This window comes from Streptomyces inhibens, assembly GCF_003389455.1.
Lineage (GTDB): Bacteria > Actinomycetota > Actinomycetes > Streptomycetales > Streptomycetaceae > Streptomyces > Streptomyces inhibens.
Map to the genome: position 1 here is coordinate 1 of NZ_QUAC01000182.1, position 14651 is coordinate 14651.

The window sequence follows — 14651 nt, forward strand, 5'->3', positions numbered from 1 at the left end:
GGCGACGCCGCCGAGGTCGCCCGCGCCGCCCACGACGGCGCCCGTACCGCCCTGCAGGCGACCCCCGGGCAGCTCGCGGTCCTCGGCCGGGCGGGCGTGGTGGACGCCGGCGGCTGCGGGCTCGTCGCGCTGCTGGGCGCGCTCGCCGACGCGCTGTCCGGTGAGGTCTCGGTGACGCCGGTCGCCGTACGGGCCGATGCCCCGCTCCCCGAGGCGGCCGGCTGCGAGGTCGCGGGCCGGGTGGCGGCGGACGGCTGTGACCCGGACGGCGAAGGACCCGCCTTCGAGGTGATCTACCTGCTGGAGGCCGGTGACGCGGCCGTGGCACGGCTGCGGACCCGGCTCGACGGGCTCGGCGACTCCCTGGTGGTGGTCGGCGGCGACGGCCTGTGGAACGTCCATGTCCATGTCGACGACGCGGGCGCCGCGGTGGAGGCCGGCATCGAGGCGGGCCGTCCGTACCGGATCCGTATCACGCACTTCGGCGGCGCCACCCGCACCAAGGAGCCCGCGATGGCGGCGCGGGCCGTGGTCGCGGTGGTGCCGGGCGACGGGCTCGCCGGACTGTGCGCGGAGGCCGGCGCGACCGCCGTCTCCGTACGCCCCGGGGAGCCGCCCGCCAGCGGCGAACTGGTGCAGGCGATCCGGCAGGCGCACGCCCGCGAGGTGATGCTGCTGCCCAACGACCCCGAACTGCGGCACACCGCGGCGGCCGCCGCCGAACAGGCCCGGACCGAAGGCGTACGCGTCGCGCTGATCCCCACCCGCTCCGCCGTCCAGGGCCTCGCGGCGCTGGCCGTGCACGAGCCGGGCCGCAGCTTCGACGAGGACGTGGTCGCGATGACCTCGGCCGCGGGCGCCACCCGCTACGCCGAGCTGGCGGTCGCCGAGCGGCAGTCGTGGACGATGGCCGGCGTCTGCCAGGCCGGGGACGTCCTCGGGCTGATCGACGGCGATGTCGCGGTGATCGGCTCCGACCTCACCGGCACCGCGATGACCGTGCTCGACCGGATGCTGTCCGCGGGCGGGGAAATGGTGACCCTGGTCCTGGGCGCGAAGGCGCCCGAGCCCCTCGCCGAGCGGCTGGAGCGCCATGTGCGCGAGCGGCATCTCGCCGTGGACACCGTCGTCTACGACGGCGGCCAGTACGCGGCACCGCTGCTCATCGGCGTGGAATGAGCGCGGAGCGGGCCGGACAGCACGCCGGGAATGAGCCGGGACGGGCCCGGAACGGGCTCGGAATGAGCACGAGGTGAGAGCGCCGGGCCGCCGGGCACACCGCGATTGTCAGCGGTGTGGTGTGCAATAGACGCGTGGCAGCGCTCGACGAACCCCTGAAGAAAACCCTCGGCGGCACCACCGCGAAGGTGCTGGCCGAGCATCTCGACCTGCATACGGTCGGCGACCTGTTGCATCACTATCCGCGGCGCTATGCCGAGCGCGGCGAGCTGACCCGACTCGCCGATCTCCCGCTCGACGAACATGTCACGGTCGTCGCGCAGGTCGCGGATTCCCGGGTGCTGAAATTCAACAGCGGCCGGGGACAGCGTCTGGAAGTGACGCTCACCGACGGCAGCGGCCGGCTCCAGCTGGTCTTTTTCGGCAAGGGCATCCACAAGCCGCACAAAGACCTGCTCCCGGGGCGCCGCGCGATGTTCGCCGGCAAGGTGTCGCTCTTCAACCGCAAACTGCAGCTCGCCCACCCCGAATACGAACTCCTCGACCGTGACGCCGACAGCGGGGCCGACGCGGTCAGCGCCTTCGCCAATCAGCTCATGCCGATCTACCCGGCCTGCCAGCAGATGGCGTCCTGGAAACTCGCCAAGGCGGTCGACGCGGTGCTGCCCAGCGCGCAGGACGCCGTCGATCCGCTGCCGGAGGCGCTGCGCGAGGGCCGGGCGCTGGTCCCGCTGACCGAGGCGCTGCTCAAGATCCACCGCCCGGGCAGCAAGGCCGATGTCGCCGATGCGCGGGCCCGGCTGAAGTGGGACGAGGCGTTCGTCATGCAGGTCGCGCTCGCCCGGCGCCGCCTCGCCGACACCCAACTCCCCGCCGTACCGAGGACGTTGGTCAAGGACGGAATCCTCGACGCCTTCGATGCCAAGCTGCCCTTCACGCTCACCGACGGCCAGCAGAAGGTCAGCCGGGAGATCTTCGACGACCTGGCGACCGAGCACCCCATGCACCGCCTCCTCCAGGGCGAGGTCGGCTCCGGCAAGGCGCAGCCGCTGGACGCGCTGGTGCTGACACCGCGCGGCTTCCGTCCCATGGGGGAGATGACCGTCGGCACCGAGGTGGTGGTGCCGAGCGGCGAGATCGCCGTGGTGGACGGCGTCTTCCCGCAGGGCGAGCGGGAGGTGTGGCGGCTCGTGCTGTCCGACGGGAGCACCGTCGAGTGCGATGACGAGCATCTGTGGATCGTCGGGGCCGACGGCGGGGGGGAGCGGGTGCTGACGACGCGCGAGCTGCGGGCCGCGCTCCATGACGGTGACGGCCGGCCCCGGTGGTCCATCGCGCCGGCCACCCCCGTGGACCTCGACGGCGGTGCGGAGCGGGTGCTCGATCCGTATCGGGTGGGGCGGATGCTGGGCGACGGCCGGCTTGCGGGCGCGGATGAGGACCTCGACGGGGCGACGGGCCGGGCGCTGCGCGCGCGCCGGGTGCCGGACGCCTACCGGAACGCACCGCTCAAGGACCGGCTGGCCGTGCTGCAGGGGCTGATGGACGCCGGGGGCGAGCCCTCAGGGCCCGGCGCGGCGTTCCGCGCGGCGCCCGCCCCCCTCGCCGACGATCTCGCCTGGCTCGTGCGCTCCCTGGGCGGCCGCGCCCGGCTTCGGCCCGTACGGGATGGTGCGTACGACGTGTCCGTGGCGCTGCCCGAGGCGTACCCGCCCTTCCGCGAGGCAGCCGACGGGGGCGCCGTGCGGGCGTCCGCGGACGACGACGGCTTCCGGCGCACCATCGACGCCATCGAGTACGTCGGCCGCAAGCCCGTCCAGTGCATCAGCGTCGCGCACCCCGCCCACGCCTATGTGACCGACCACTTCACCGTCACGCACAACACCATGGTCGCGCTGCGCGCCATGCTCGGCGTGGTCGACAGCGGCGGCCAGGCCGCCATGCTGGCGCCGACCGAGGTCCTGGCCCAGCAGCACCACCGCTCGATCACCGAGATGATGGGGGAGCTGGCCGAGGGCGGTCTGCTCGGAGGCGCCGAGCACGGCACCAAGGTGGTGCTGCTGACCGGGTCCATGGGCACCGCGGCCCGCCGCCAGGCGCTGCTCGATCTGGTCACCGGCGAGGCCGGAATCGTCGTCGGCACCCATGCCCTGATCGAGGACAAGGTGCAGTTCCACGACCTGGGACTGGTCGTCGTCGACGAACAGCACCGTTTCGGCGTCGAGCAGCGGGACGCGCTGCGCGGCAAGGGCAAACAGCCGCCGCACCTCCTGGTGATGACGGCAACCCCCATTCCGCGCACGGTCGCCATGACCGTCTTCGGCGATCTGGAGACCTCCGTCCTGGACCAACTCCCCGCCGGACGCTCGCCGATCGCCAGCCATGTGGTGCCCGCCAAGGACAAGCCGCACTTCCTCGCGCGCGCCTGGGAGCGGGTCCGCGAAGAGGTGGCGGCCGGGCATCAGGGCTATGTGGTGTGCCCGCGGATCGGCGACGACGAGGAGGAGGCGCCCAAGGGGACGAAGAAGGGCGCGGCGGGCTCCAAGGGCGCGGCGGCCAAGGCGGGTTCACCGGAGGACGTGGCGGAGAAGCGGCCGCCGCTCGCGGTGCTCGACATCGCCGACCAGCTCGCCAAGGGGCCGCTCGACGGCCTGCGGGTGGCGGTGCTGCACGGCCGGATGGCGCCGGACGACAAGGACGCGGTGATGCGGTCCTTCGCCGCCGGCGAGCTGGATGTGCTGGTCGCGACAACCGTCATCGAGGTGGGGGTGAACGTCCCGAACGCCACCGCCATGGTGATCATGGACGCGGACCGCTTCGGCGTCTCCCAGCTGCACCAGCTGCGCGGCCGGGTCGGCCGTGGCTCGGCGCCCGGCCTGTGCCTGCTGGTCAGCGAGATGCCCGAGGCCAGTCCGGCCCGCGCCCGGCTCGCCGCCGTGGCCGGCACCCTCGACGGCTTCGAGCTCTCCCGTATCGACCTGGAACAGCGGCGCGAGGGCGATGTCCTCGGACAGGCGCAGTCCGGCGTCCGCTCCTCGCTGCGGATGCTCACGGTCATCGACGACGAGGAGATCATCGCGGCCGCCCGCGAGGAGGCCACCGAGCTGGTCACCGCCGACCCCGAGCTGACCGGCCATCCGGAGCTGCGGATCGCCCTGTCCGCCCTGCTGGACGAGGAACGGGAGCAGTATCTGGACAAGGGCTGAGAGGTGCGCGCGGACCCGAGCCGCCCGCCGTCGCGTGAGATCGATCACGGGCCCGGGTGCCTTGGGGACGCCCCGGCCGGGCGCCCGCGGCCTCCTGACGGAATATCGTGGAGGGGCGGAGCCTGCCCGGCTCCCACCCCACAGCACACCACCACGCGCAACGTAAGGACGGGCCCATGACCCGCGTGATCGCCGGTGCGGCCGGCGGCCGCCGCCTGGCCGTACCGCCGGGAAACGGCACCCGCCCGACCTCCGACCGGGCGCGCGAGGGCATGTTCTCCACCTGGGAGTCGCTCGACGGACCGCTGGCCGGCGCCCGGGTCCTCGATCTGTACGGCGGTTCCGGCGCGGTCGGCCTGGAGGCGCTCTCCCGCGGGGCCGCCCATGTCCTGCTGGTCGAGGCCGATGCCCGCGCCGTGCGCACCATCCGGGACAACGTCCGCGCGGTCGGCCTCCCGGGCGTCGAGGTCCGGGCCGGCAAGGCCGAGCAGACCGCCGCCGTACCTGCCCCGGGCGAGCCGTACGACGTCGTCTTCCTCGACCCGCCCTACGCGGTCACCGACGAGGAATTGTGCGAGATCCTGCTCACACTCCGTGGTCAGGGGTGGCTTGCGGACGAGGCACTCGTCACCGTGGAGCGCAGCACCAGAGGCGGCACGTTCCCATGGCCGGACGGATTTGAAGCGATCAAGGCCCGTCGCTACGGCGAGGGGACGCTTTGGTACGGTCGCGCCGCTTCGACGTCCGCCGAATCGACGTCAGCAAGCGTGTCATGACCGGATCGGAGAGCGAGGAACCCGAGTTGCGCCGCGCCGTCTGTCCGGGGTCGTTCGACCCCATCACCAACGGGCACCTGGACATCATCGCCCGTGCCTCCAAGCTGTACGACGTCGTCCATGTCGCCGTGATGATCAACCAGTCCAAGCAGGGGCTGTTCACGGTCGAGGAGCGGATCGATCTGATCCGCAGGGCCACCGCCGAGTACGGCAATGTCGAGGTCGAGTCCTTCCACGGCCTGCTCGTGGACTTCTGCAAGCAGCGCGACATCCCCGCGATCGTCAAGGGGCTGCGGGCCGTCAGCGACTTCGACTACGAGCTGCAGATGGCCCAGATGAACAACGGCCTGTCCGGTGTGGAGACCCTCTTCGTCCCCACCAACCCCACCTACAGCTTCCTGTCCTCCAGCCTCGTGAAGGAGGTCGCTGCCTGGGGCGGTGATGTCTCCCACCTGGTCCCGCCGTTCGTCCTCGAAGCCCTCACCGAGCGCCTGCGCAAGAAGGGCTGACCCCACCCGTGGCGCACTGAGCGCGATGCCCAACTGACGGGGCGTCAGTTGGTGTCGGGCAAAGGGCCCGTGGACGTACAGTCGTCCCGTTCCGTCGTTCCAACCCCTCAGAGAGTGGCGAGTCCAAGGTGGACGTGCAGAAGAAGCTCGACGACATCGTCGCGACCGTCGGCAGCGCCCGGTCCATGCCCATGTCGGCATCGTGCGTGATCAACCGCGCCGAGCTGCTCGCCATGCTGGAGGAGGTGCGCGCGGCGCTGCCCGGCTCCCTCGCGCAGGCGCAGGAGCTGCTCGGCGGGCGGGAGCAGATGGTCGAGGAGGCGCGGGCCGAGGCGGAGCGGATCATCGAGTCCGCGCACGCCCAGCGCGGTTCGCTGATCTCCGACACCGAGGTCGCCCGGCAGTCCCAGGACGAGGCGGACCGGATCCTGGCGGAGGCCCGCCAGGAGGCGGAGGAGATCCGTGCCGAGGCCGACGACTACGTCGACAGCAAGCTCGCCAACTTCGAGGTCGTCCTCACCAAGACCATCGGATCCGTCGACCGCGGCCGCGAGAAGCTGCTCGGCCGCGGACCCGGGCTCGACGAACAGGGTTACGAGGACGCCGAGGCCCCCGAGCGCAGTGCCGACCCGGAGACCCTCAGGCAGCGCGCCGACGTGTACGTGGACGCCAAGTTCGGGGCGTTCCAGGCCGTGCTGACCAAGACGCTGGAGGCGGTCGGCCGGGGCCGCGACAAGCTGCAGGGCGCCCGGGCGATCGACGAGCTCGGTGCCCACCTGGCGGCACAGGGCGATCCGCAGTCCGGGCAGCCGCAGGCCGACGCCGAGTATCTCGCCGGGCTGGCGGGCATCAGCGCCGACCAGGACCTGCAGACACCCCAGGCGCCCCCGGCGCCCCCGATGCCCCAGGTGCAGCCCCAGCCCCAGGAGCTCCAGCAGCCGCTTCAGCCCCAGGTCCAGCAGCAGGAGTACTACGACCCGGCGGCGTACCAGCAGCAGGACGTCTACGGCTATCAGCAGCCGCAGCAGGTGCCGTACGCCCAGCATCAGGATCCGTACGGCTACGACTGGCAGCAGCAGGCCCAGCAGCAGGGCTACGACCCGAACACCGGGTATCAGCAGCAGGTGCCCCAGCAGCCCCAGCACGCCCCGCACGACCATGCCGCGCAGCCCGGTGCGCTCGACGAGACCAGCCTGTTCGACACCAGCATGATCAACCTGGACCAGCTCCGGCAGTACGAAGAGGGGCGCCAGTAGGCGACCCGGCCACGGACCGGTGTCCGGCCGGGAGCGGATTGGGCCTATCGGGGCCCGTCCAGTATCCTGGCTCTTCGGTCGCGCGTATGTCTGCGATCTCTGCTGCCCGAATTTCACAGCTGGGATACGGGCGGCGCGAAAACCCCGTAGAAAGCAGGAAGCCATCAACGCCCGCCTCGACCACCGCTCCCCTCTCGTGTTCGACACACGCGAGCTGGGCCGGCGTCCCGGTGCGCTCAAGAGGGTCTCCCGCTCCGTCGAGGCCCCCCGGGACCTCGGCAACGAGGTCATCGGAGTTCCCGCGGGCGCATCGATCGAGCTCAAGCTCCGCCTGGAATCGGTCATGGACGGGGTGCTTGTCACAGGCACCGGCCGTGCAACCGTCACGGGGGAGTGCGTAAGGTGTCTGGAGCCGCTGGAGCGAGAGCTCGACGCGGACTTCCAGGAGATGTTCTCCTACCCCGACGCCGATGCCCGGGTCCCTAAGACGGACGCCGGCGACGACGCCGAGGACGAGGAGGACACCCTCTTCCTCGAGGACGACATGTTCGACCTCGAGCCCGTGCTGCGTGACGCGGTGGTGCTTGCACTGCCGATGCAGCCGGTGTGCCAGGACGACTGCCCGGGCCTGTGCTCCGACTGCGGAGTGCGGCTGGCGGACGACCCGGACCACCACCACGACGCCGTCGACATCCGTTGGGCGGCACTGCAGGGACTCGCCGAGACCACCCAGGACGGCGAGAAGGACAACATGGGCGGCGCCGAAGCGGGCGTCGACGAGAAGCAGGAGAAGTAGCCGTGGCTGTTCCGAAGCGGAAGATGTCGCGCAGCAACACGCGCCACCGCCGGTCGCAGTGGAAGGCTGCGGTCCCCACCCTGGTGGCATGCGCTAGCTGCCACGAGCCGAAGCTGCAGCACATTGCGTGCCCGAGCTGCGGCACCTACAACAAGCGCCAGGTCCTCGAGGTCTGAGCGGCTGGTGACAGGCTCCATGTCAGATGCCAATTCGTCTCTCCGCAACCGCGGAGGTGAACCGCGCGGCGGTGAACCGACAACGGCAGACACAGCCTCGTCCCACACGCTTCTGGAAGGGCGGCTCGGGTACAAGCTCGAGTCCGCCCTTCTGGTGCGTGCGCTGACGCACCGCTCGTACGCATACGAGAACGGCGGTCTGCCCACCAACGAACGGCTCGAATTCCTCGGGGATTCGGTGCTCGGCCTGGTGGTCACCGACACGCTGTACCGCATCCACCCCGATCTGCCGGAAGGCCAGCTGGCCAAACTGCGGGCCGCGGTGGTCAACTCGCGTGCACTTGCCGAGGTGGGCCGCGGCCTCGACCTCGGCGCCTTCATCCGCCTCGGACGGGGCGAAGAAGGCACGGGCGGCCGGGACAAGGCGTCCATCCTCGCCGACACCCTTGAAGCGGTGATCGGCGCGGTCTATCTCGACCAGGGCCTCGACGCGGCCGGCGAGCTGGTGCACCGGCTCTTCGACCCGCTCATCGAAAAGTCCTCCAGCCTGGGCGCGGGCCTGGACTGGAAGACCAGCCTCCAGGAACTCACCGCGACCGAAGGTCTCGGCGTCCCGGAGTACCTGGTCACCGAGACCGGCCCGGACCACGAGAAGACCTTTACTGCTGCTGCCCGCGTCGGTGGTGTCTCGTACGGCACCGGCACCGGCCGCAGCAAGAAGGAAGCCGAGCAGCAGGCGGCGGAGGCCGCGTGGCGTGCGATTCGCGCCGCGGCGGACGAAGCGGCCAAGGCGGCAGCTTCCGGCGACAGTGCTTCGCCGGCCCCCGGTGCAAGCACCGGCTCACCGGATACCGCCGCGCAGCCTGATTCGGCTCCGGCCTCCGGCGACAGCCCGTCGTCGGCACACTGAATCACCGTTTCTGACCCCTTCCGGGCGGCCCCGCGCCGCTCCGGACGGGGTCAGAAGTCTTTCTCAAGGAGCCCTGCCGTGCCCGAGCTGCCCGAGGTCGAGGTCGTACGCCGCGGACTGGAGCGCTGGGTCAGCGGCCGCACGGTCGACGCCGTCGAGGTGCGGCATCCGCGCGCGATCCGCCGGCACACGGCCGGCGCGGCCGACTTCGCGGCCCGGCTCAAGGGCCTGCGGATCGGCGTGGCGTGCCGGCGCGGCAAGTACCTCTGGCTCCCGGTGACCGGCGGCGGCCCGGCCGCGCAGACCGCCGCGGAGGGCATCGGCCCGATGATCACGCCGTCCGTCACCCACGGTCTGGCGATCCTCGCCCACCTCGGCATGAGCGGCCAGCTGCTGGTCCAGCCGCAGGACGCCCCCGACGAGAAGCATCTGCGGATACGGGTCCGCTTCGCCGACGCGCTCGGCACCGAACTCCGCTTCGTCGACCAGCGCACCTTCGGCGGCCTCTCGCTGCACGACACCGTCCCCGGCGACGTCGACCATCTCCCCGACGTCATCGCCCACATCGCCCGCGATCCGCTCGATCCGGCCTTCGACGACGCCGCCTTCCACGACGCGCTGCGCCGCCGCCGGACCACCATCAAGCGGGCGCTGCTCGACCAGACGCTGATCAGCGGCGTCGGCAACATCTACGCCGACGAGGCGCTGTGGCGCGCCAGGCTCCACTACGAGCGGCCGACCGCCACCTTCACCCGCCCGCGCACCGCCGAGCTGCTCGGTCACGTACGGGACGTGATGAACGCCGCGCTCGCCGTCGGCGGCACCAGCTTCGACAGCCTCTACGTCAACGTCAACGGTGAGTCCGGGTACTTCGAGCGGTCCCTGGACGCCTACGGCCGCGAGGACGAACCCTGCCGCCGCTGCGGCACCCCCATCCGCCGCCGCCCCTGGATGAACCGCTCCAGCTACTTCTGCCCCCGCTGCCAGCGGCCGCCGCGCCCCTGAGCGGGGCGCCCCGGCGCGGCCGAGCGGCTCATCGCGCGGCGTGCCGGGCGTCGTAGCGCTCCCGTGCCTGGAGCACCTGCGGCATCCGGTCCTCCACCAGGTCGATCAGCATCCGTAGTTGACGGGCGACCTGGTCCCCCAGCGGCGTCAGCGCGTAATCCACCCGAGGCGGGTTGGTCTGCTGTGCCTCGCGGTGCACGAGTCCGTCCCGCTCCAGTGCGTGCAGGGTCTGGGCCAGCATTTTCTCGCTCACCCCTTCGACCCGGCGCCGCAGTTCGTTGAAGCGGAAGGTCTCGTCGAGCAGCGCGTCCAGCGTCAGGCTGCCCCATCGGTCGGTGACGTGCTTGAGCGCGTCACGGGACGGGCAGTCGCGCGCGAAAACGTCGAAGGCCAGATCGTCCGTACAGCCGGAGCCGGGCTCCTCGGTCGTCTCGGCAGGGGGTTCGGTCGCCATATCGACACCATACTCCGGCGCAGCGCTAACTGCTGGGTTGCGCTTTCTAAAAGTTAGTGCTTCTCTTTCTCTCATCGCAGCCCACCGTTCCCGGACACCGACCGCCCCGGGATGCCGTGACCTCAAGGAGAATCCGCCGTGACCACCGCCGCCCTGCCCGCCCCCGTCGTCTCCATTGCGTACCACTCCGGCTTCGGCCACACCGCCGTACTGGCCGAGGCCGTCCGGGCCGCCGCCACCGAGGCGGGCGCCACCGTCCACCTGATCAAGGTCGACGAGATCACCGAAGCCCAGTGGGAGCAGCTCGACGGCTCCGACGCGATCGTCTTCGGTTCGCCGACCTACATGGGCACCGCCTCCGGCGCCTTCCACACCTTCGCCGAGGCGACCGCCAAGCGCTGGGCGACCCGCGCCTGGCAGGACAAGCTCGCGGCCGGCTTCACCAACTCCGCCTCCAAGAGCGGGGACAAGCTGCACACGCTGCAGTTCTTCACGGTGCTTGCCGCCCAGCACGGCATGAGCTGGGTCAGCCTCAACCTGCTCCCCGGCTGGAACTCCTCCACCGCCTCCGAGAACGACCTGAACCGGCTGGGCTTCTTCCTGGGGGCCGCCGCCCAGTCCGACAACGACCAGGGCGCCGAGGCGGTCCACAAGGCCGATATCGCCACCGCCGAGCACCTCGGCCGGCGGATCGTCGAGCAGGCCCGCGTCTTCACCGCGGGACGGGCCACCCTCGCCGCCTGACCGGCGCACCAGGGTCCGCCCCCCAGGGCCCCGGTAACGCAGACGCCCGCGCCGCCCCGTGATCTCTCGCGGGGTGGCGCGGGCGTCCGGCGTGACCGCGGCCGTGTCACGCAGGCCGGGAAGGCTGCCTCAGAAGCCGAAGTCCTGCGTCCACCACGGGCCGCCCGGGCCGAAGTGGGCGCCGACGCCGAGGGTCTTGTACTCGCAGTTGAGGATGTTGGCGCGGTGGCCGGGGCTGTTCATCCAGGAGTCCATGACGGACTGGGCGTTGGCCTGGCCGCGGGCGATGTTCTCGCCGCCCAGGTCGGTGATGCCCTGGGCGCGGGCCCGGTCCCAGGGGGTGTTGCCGTCGGGGTCGGTGTGGTCGAAGAAGCCGCGCCGAGCCATGTCGTCACTGAACTGCTGTGCGAGACCGGCCAATTCCTTGTCCGCCGTCACGGGGGAGCAGCCGGCCTGGGCGCGCTCCTGATTGACCAGCGACAGCACCTGCGCCTCGGCCGACGACTGGGCGTCGGGGGTCTTGGACGGGGTCGCGGAGCGGCGGGGCGCCGCGGAGGAGGGGGTGTCGGTGGGCGTGGCGGTGCGCTGCGAACCGGACGCTTCGGTGGGGGATTTGGACGGCCGGCGGGGGGAGGGCGAGGTGGAGGGGGTGGCCGCGGAGGACGGGCGGCCGGTGTCCGGGGCGGCGGTGGGGCGGGTGCCGCCGCGGCTCGCCGGGGCCGTGGTGCGGTCGGACGGGGCCTCGGAGAGGCTGCCCATCGGCGCGGTGGCCTCCGGCAGCGCGTCGGCACGGACCCGGTCGCCGCCGCTCGTACCCCCGTCGAACTGGCCGCTGCCGGGGATCAGTCCGGAGGCGACCGCCACCGCTCCCATCGCCATCGCGGCGGAGGCGCCGAGCAGTCCGGTGCGTACCGGAGCCATGCCGCGGGCGCGCGGCGCGCGAGGGGCGCGGTGCCGCACCGGGCCGTCGGGCAGCGTTGCCGTCGGTGCGTCAACATGCCCTGCACCGGGGGCTTCGGGCGTGTGGGGAGCAGAGCGTCGATGGCGGCCCATCCGCTGTCTTCCTTCCCCCGGTGCAAGCACCGGCTCCACTGGAGCGGCTACCGCCGCACAGCTTTCTTCAGCGTCAAAGCGGCTCACCCATATGGGTGAGCCTCGCTGTCGGGGGACTGTACGCCATGACGCAAGGGGCAGAAGTGCCTGCTGAGCAATTGGCCAGTTAACGTGCACACATGAATGAGGATGTTCGTGTGACCGCGTGGGTACGGGGTCAGGTCCAGGGCGTCGGCTTCCGCTGGTTCACCCGAGCGAATGCTCTTCGCATCGGCGAACTCGCGGGATTTGCAGTGAATCTCGGCGACGGCCGCGTCCAGGTGGTCGCCGAGGGGCCGAAGGGCCACTGCGATCAGCTGCTGGACTGGCTGCGTACCGGAGACACGCCCGGGCGGGTCGACGGAGTCACTGAGATCTGGGCCACGCCCCGCGGTGGTTACGACGGCTTCGAGATCCGCTGAAACGGCCCGCCGAAACCGTCCGTACGGCCGTCACAGGCGATCTTGCCGGTGCGTCTTTGTCAGCTGCTTACGGGAGATAAGGCCTGGTGGTTGCCAACTCGGCCGACCCGTGCAAGGCTGCCGCTGTACGGATGATCTCCACGCCCCCGCGGGACCTTTCTGGGGAGTCGGCGCAGCGCCCTCGCGGCCGCGCACTCTCAGGTGCCCGAGGATACGGGGCGTGATCGTGTTGACCGTCAAACCGTTTGGTGAGACTCTGGAATCCCCGCGCACCTTAGCTGTTTGGCATTGAGTACACCCAGAGAATGACAAGCACCGCGGGTGCGAATCCCTCACGACCCACACCGCTTCGGTCGGTCACTCATTGTGGAGGACCATCCATCATGGCAAAGGCGCTTCTCGGTTACGTCGGCGGCTCCGACCCCCGAGTCCTCTCCGAGATGCGACGGCTTCAGCAGCGCGTCCAAGACCTTGAATCCGAGCTTATTCGGATGCAGGCCGAAAACGACATGCTGTCCGCTGCCGCACGTCGCGACGACTCGATGCTCGACATCGACGTACCCCAGGCGGAGCCCGCGCTCACCTGACCCCAACCCGAGGGCCGGTAGAGCTGCTCGCGAGCCGCTTGAGGCACCGCTCTCTTCAAGATCTGCAAGGGACGCTTCGGCGTCCCTTCGTCGTTTCCCGGTTCGTCGTTTCCCGCATTTAATGCGAACAATGCGGCCACTTCAGCCGTGCCGCGCCTCCCTTACCGCATGATGTGCCCTGCGCTTTCCTCGGTGAAACCGAAAATGAACGGCGCGGTATACCCGGGGGCCGTACGGGGTGGTGCCCGGAGCCGGAATGTTGGGCTCACCCGTCGAGAGGCGGCCGGTAGAGTCCAACGGCGTGCATCTCAAGAGTCTGACCCTGCGAGGTTTCAAGTCCTTCGCGTCCGCCACGACGCTGCGGTTCGAACCGGGCATCACCTGTGTCGTCGGCCCCAACGGCTCCGGCAAGTCCAATGTCGTGGACGCGCTGTCCTGGGTCATGGGCGAGCAGGGTGCCAAGTCGCTGCGCGGCGGGAAGATGGAGGACGTCATCTTCGCCGGGACGACCGGGCGGCCGCCGCTCGGTCGCGCCGAGGTCTCGCTCACCATCGACAACTCCGACGGTGCACTGCCGATCGAGTACGCCGAAGTCACCATCACCCGGATCATGTTCCGCAATGGCGGCAGTGAGTACCAGATCAATGGGGACACCTGCCGGCTGCTGGATATCCAGGAATTGCTCTCCGATTCCGGTATCGGCCGGGAGATGCATGTCATCGTCGGGCAGGGCCAGCTCGACTCCGTACTGCACGCCGACCCGATGGGGCGCCGGGCCTTCATCGAGGAGGCGGCCGGCGTCCTCAAGCACCGTAAGCGCAAGGAGAAGGCGCTGCGGAAGCTGGACGCGATGAAGGCCAACCTCGCCCGCGTCCAGGATCTGACCGATGAGCTGCGGCGCCAGCTCAAGCCACTGGGGCGGCAGGCGGCGGTCGCCCGGCGGGCCGCCGTCATCCAGGCCGATCTGCGCGACGCCCGGCTGCGGCTGCTCGCCGACGATCTCGTCACCCTGCGCCGGGCGCTGCGCGCCGAGATCGCCGACGAGGCGGCGCTCAAGGAACGCAAGCAGGCCGCCGAGGCGCAGCTGCGCACCGCCCAGCAGCGGGAGGCGGCGCTGGAGGAGGAGGTGCGTACGCTGACGCCGCGGGTGCAGCGTGCGCAGCAGACCTGGTACGAGCTGTCGCAGCTCGCGGAGCGGGTGCGCGGCACGATCTCGCTGGCCGAGGCCCGGGTCAAGAGCGCCTCGGCGGCCCCGCCGGAGGAACGGTCCGGGCGCGATCCCGAGGACATGGAGCGGGAGGCGGCCCGGATCCGCGAGCAGGAAGCGGAGTTGACGGCCGCGCTGGAGGCGGCGAGCCGGGCGCTGGAGGACACCGTCGAACACCGCGCCGGGCTGGAGCGGCAGTTGGCGGACGAGGAGCGGCGGCTGCGGGACGTGGCCCGGGCCATCGCCGACCGGCGCGAGGGCCTCGCCCGGCTGAGCGGGCAGGTCACCGCCGCCCGCGGCCGGGCCGCCTCGGCGCAGGCGGAGATCGGCCG

Annotated in this window: 15 protein-coding genes; 13 read left to right on the forward strand and 2 right to left on the reverse strand. The window is 71.1% G+C overall.

Features of this window, described 5'->3' with window-relative positions; genetic code table 11:
* The 9 genes from DY245_RS22695 to mutM form a co-directional block, all read left to right on the forward strand.
* A partial coding sequence (locus DY245_RS22695) for a DAK2 domain-containing protein (protein WP_128509082.1) occupies positions 1–1179 on the forward strand: 1179 nt, incomplete at its 5' end.
* Between the two features lie 134 nt (positions 1180–1313).
* Positions 1314–4385, forward strand: a complete 3072-nt coding sequence (locus DY245_RS22700; protein ID WP_128509083.1) for a helicase-related protein — start codon at positions 1314–1316, stop codon at positions 4383–4385.
* Between the two features lie 176 nt (positions 4386–4561).
* On the forward strand, positions 4562–5161 hold the full coding sequence (gene rsmD, locus DY245_RS22705; RefSeq protein ID WP_128509084.1) for a 16S rRNA (guanine(966)-N(2))-methyltransferase RsmD: 600 nt from the start codon (positions 4562–4564) through the stop codon (positions 5159–5161).
* 26 nt (positions 5162–5187) lie between these two features.
* Positions 5188–5670: a pantetheine-phosphate adenylyltransferase gene (gene coaD / locus DY245_RS22710; protein WP_280524995.1), complete on the forward strand. Its 483-nt coding sequence runs from the start codon at positions 5188–5190 to the stop codon at positions 5668–5670.
* Positions 5671–5798: 128 nt separating this feature from the next.
* Positions 5799–6926: a F0F1 ATP synthase subunit B gene (locus tag DY245_RS22715; protein WP_128509086.1), complete on the forward strand. Its 1128-nt coding sequence runs from the start codon at positions 5799–5801 to the stop codon at positions 6924–6926.
* A gap of 163 nt (positions 6927–7089) precedes the next feature.
* Complete coding sequence (locus DY245_RS22720; RefSeq protein WP_181923814.1) at positions 7090–7722, forward strand: YceD family protein; 633 nt, start codon at positions 7090–7092, stop codon at positions 7720–7722.
* 2 nt (positions 7723–7724) lie between these two features.
* The gene (gene rpmF / locus DY245_RS22725) at positions 7725–7898 is read left to right on the forward strand and encodes a 50S ribosomal protein L32 (protein ID WP_030087884.1); all 174 of its coding nucleotides are present in this window, start codon (positions 7725–7727) and stop codon (positions 7896–7898) included.
* A 19-nt stretch (positions 7899–7917) separates the two neighbouring features.
* Positions 7918–8808 carry a ribonuclease III gene (rnc, locus tag DY245_RS22730; RefSeq protein WP_128509087.1) on the forward strand — a complete coding sequence of 297 codons (891 nt, stop codon included), beginning with the start codon at positions 7918–7920 and terminating at the stop codon, positions 8806–8808.
* A 78-nt stretch (positions 8809–8886) separates the two neighbouring features.
* Entirely contained in the window at positions 8887–9813 is a 927-nt protein-coding gene (mutM, locus tag DY245_RS22735) for a bifunctional DNA-formamidopyrimidine glycosylase/DNA-(apurinic or apyrimidinic site) lyase (protein ID WP_128509088.1), read from the forward strand.
* A 28-nt stretch (positions 9814–9841) separates the two neighbouring features.
* Here mutM and DY245_RS22740 read toward each other — a convergent pair whose 3' ends face one another.
* On the reverse strand, positions 9842–10267 hold the full coding sequence (locus DY245_RS22740) for a winged helix-turn-helix transcriptional regulator (RefSeq protein WP_128509089.1): 426 nt from the start codon (positions 10265–10267) through the stop codon (positions 9842–9844).
* Between the two features lie 153 nt (positions 10268–10420).
* Here DY245_RS22740 and DY245_RS22745 point away from each other — a divergent pair, with 153 nt between their 5' ends.
* Positions 10421–11011, forward strand: a complete 591-nt coding sequence (locus DY245_RS22745) for a flavodoxin family protein (protein ID WP_181923815.1) — start codon at positions 10421–10423, stop codon at positions 11009–11011.
* Between the two features lie 129 nt (positions 11012–11140).
* Here DY245_RS22745 and DY245_RS22750 read toward each other — a convergent pair whose 3' ends face one another.
* Positions 11141–12064, reverse strand: a complete 924-nt coding sequence (locus tag DY245_RS22750; protein ID WP_128509091.1) for a CAP domain-containing protein — start codon at positions 12062–12064, stop codon at positions 11141–11143.
* Positions 12065–12243: 179 nt separating this feature from the next.
* Here DY245_RS22750 and DY245_RS22755 point away from each other — a divergent pair, with 179 nt between their 5' ends.
* The 3 genes from DY245_RS22755 to DY245_RS22770 form a co-directional block, all read left to right on the forward strand.
* Entirely contained in the window at positions 12244–12525 is a 282-nt protein-coding gene (locus tag DY245_RS22755; protein WP_128509092.1) for an acylphosphatase, read from the forward strand.
* Between the two features lie 383 nt (positions 12526–12908).
* The gene (locus DY245_RS22765) at positions 12909–13112 is read left to right on the forward strand and encodes a hypothetical protein (protein WP_006602857.1); all 204 of its coding nucleotides are present in this window, start codon (positions 12909–12911) and stop codon (positions 13110–13112) included.
* A gap of 301 nt (positions 13113–13413) precedes the next feature.
* Positions 13414–14651 (forward strand): chromosome segregation SMC family protein (locus DY245_RS22770; RefSeq protein WP_147318363.1); only part of this gene is annotated, 1238 nt, incomplete at its 3' end.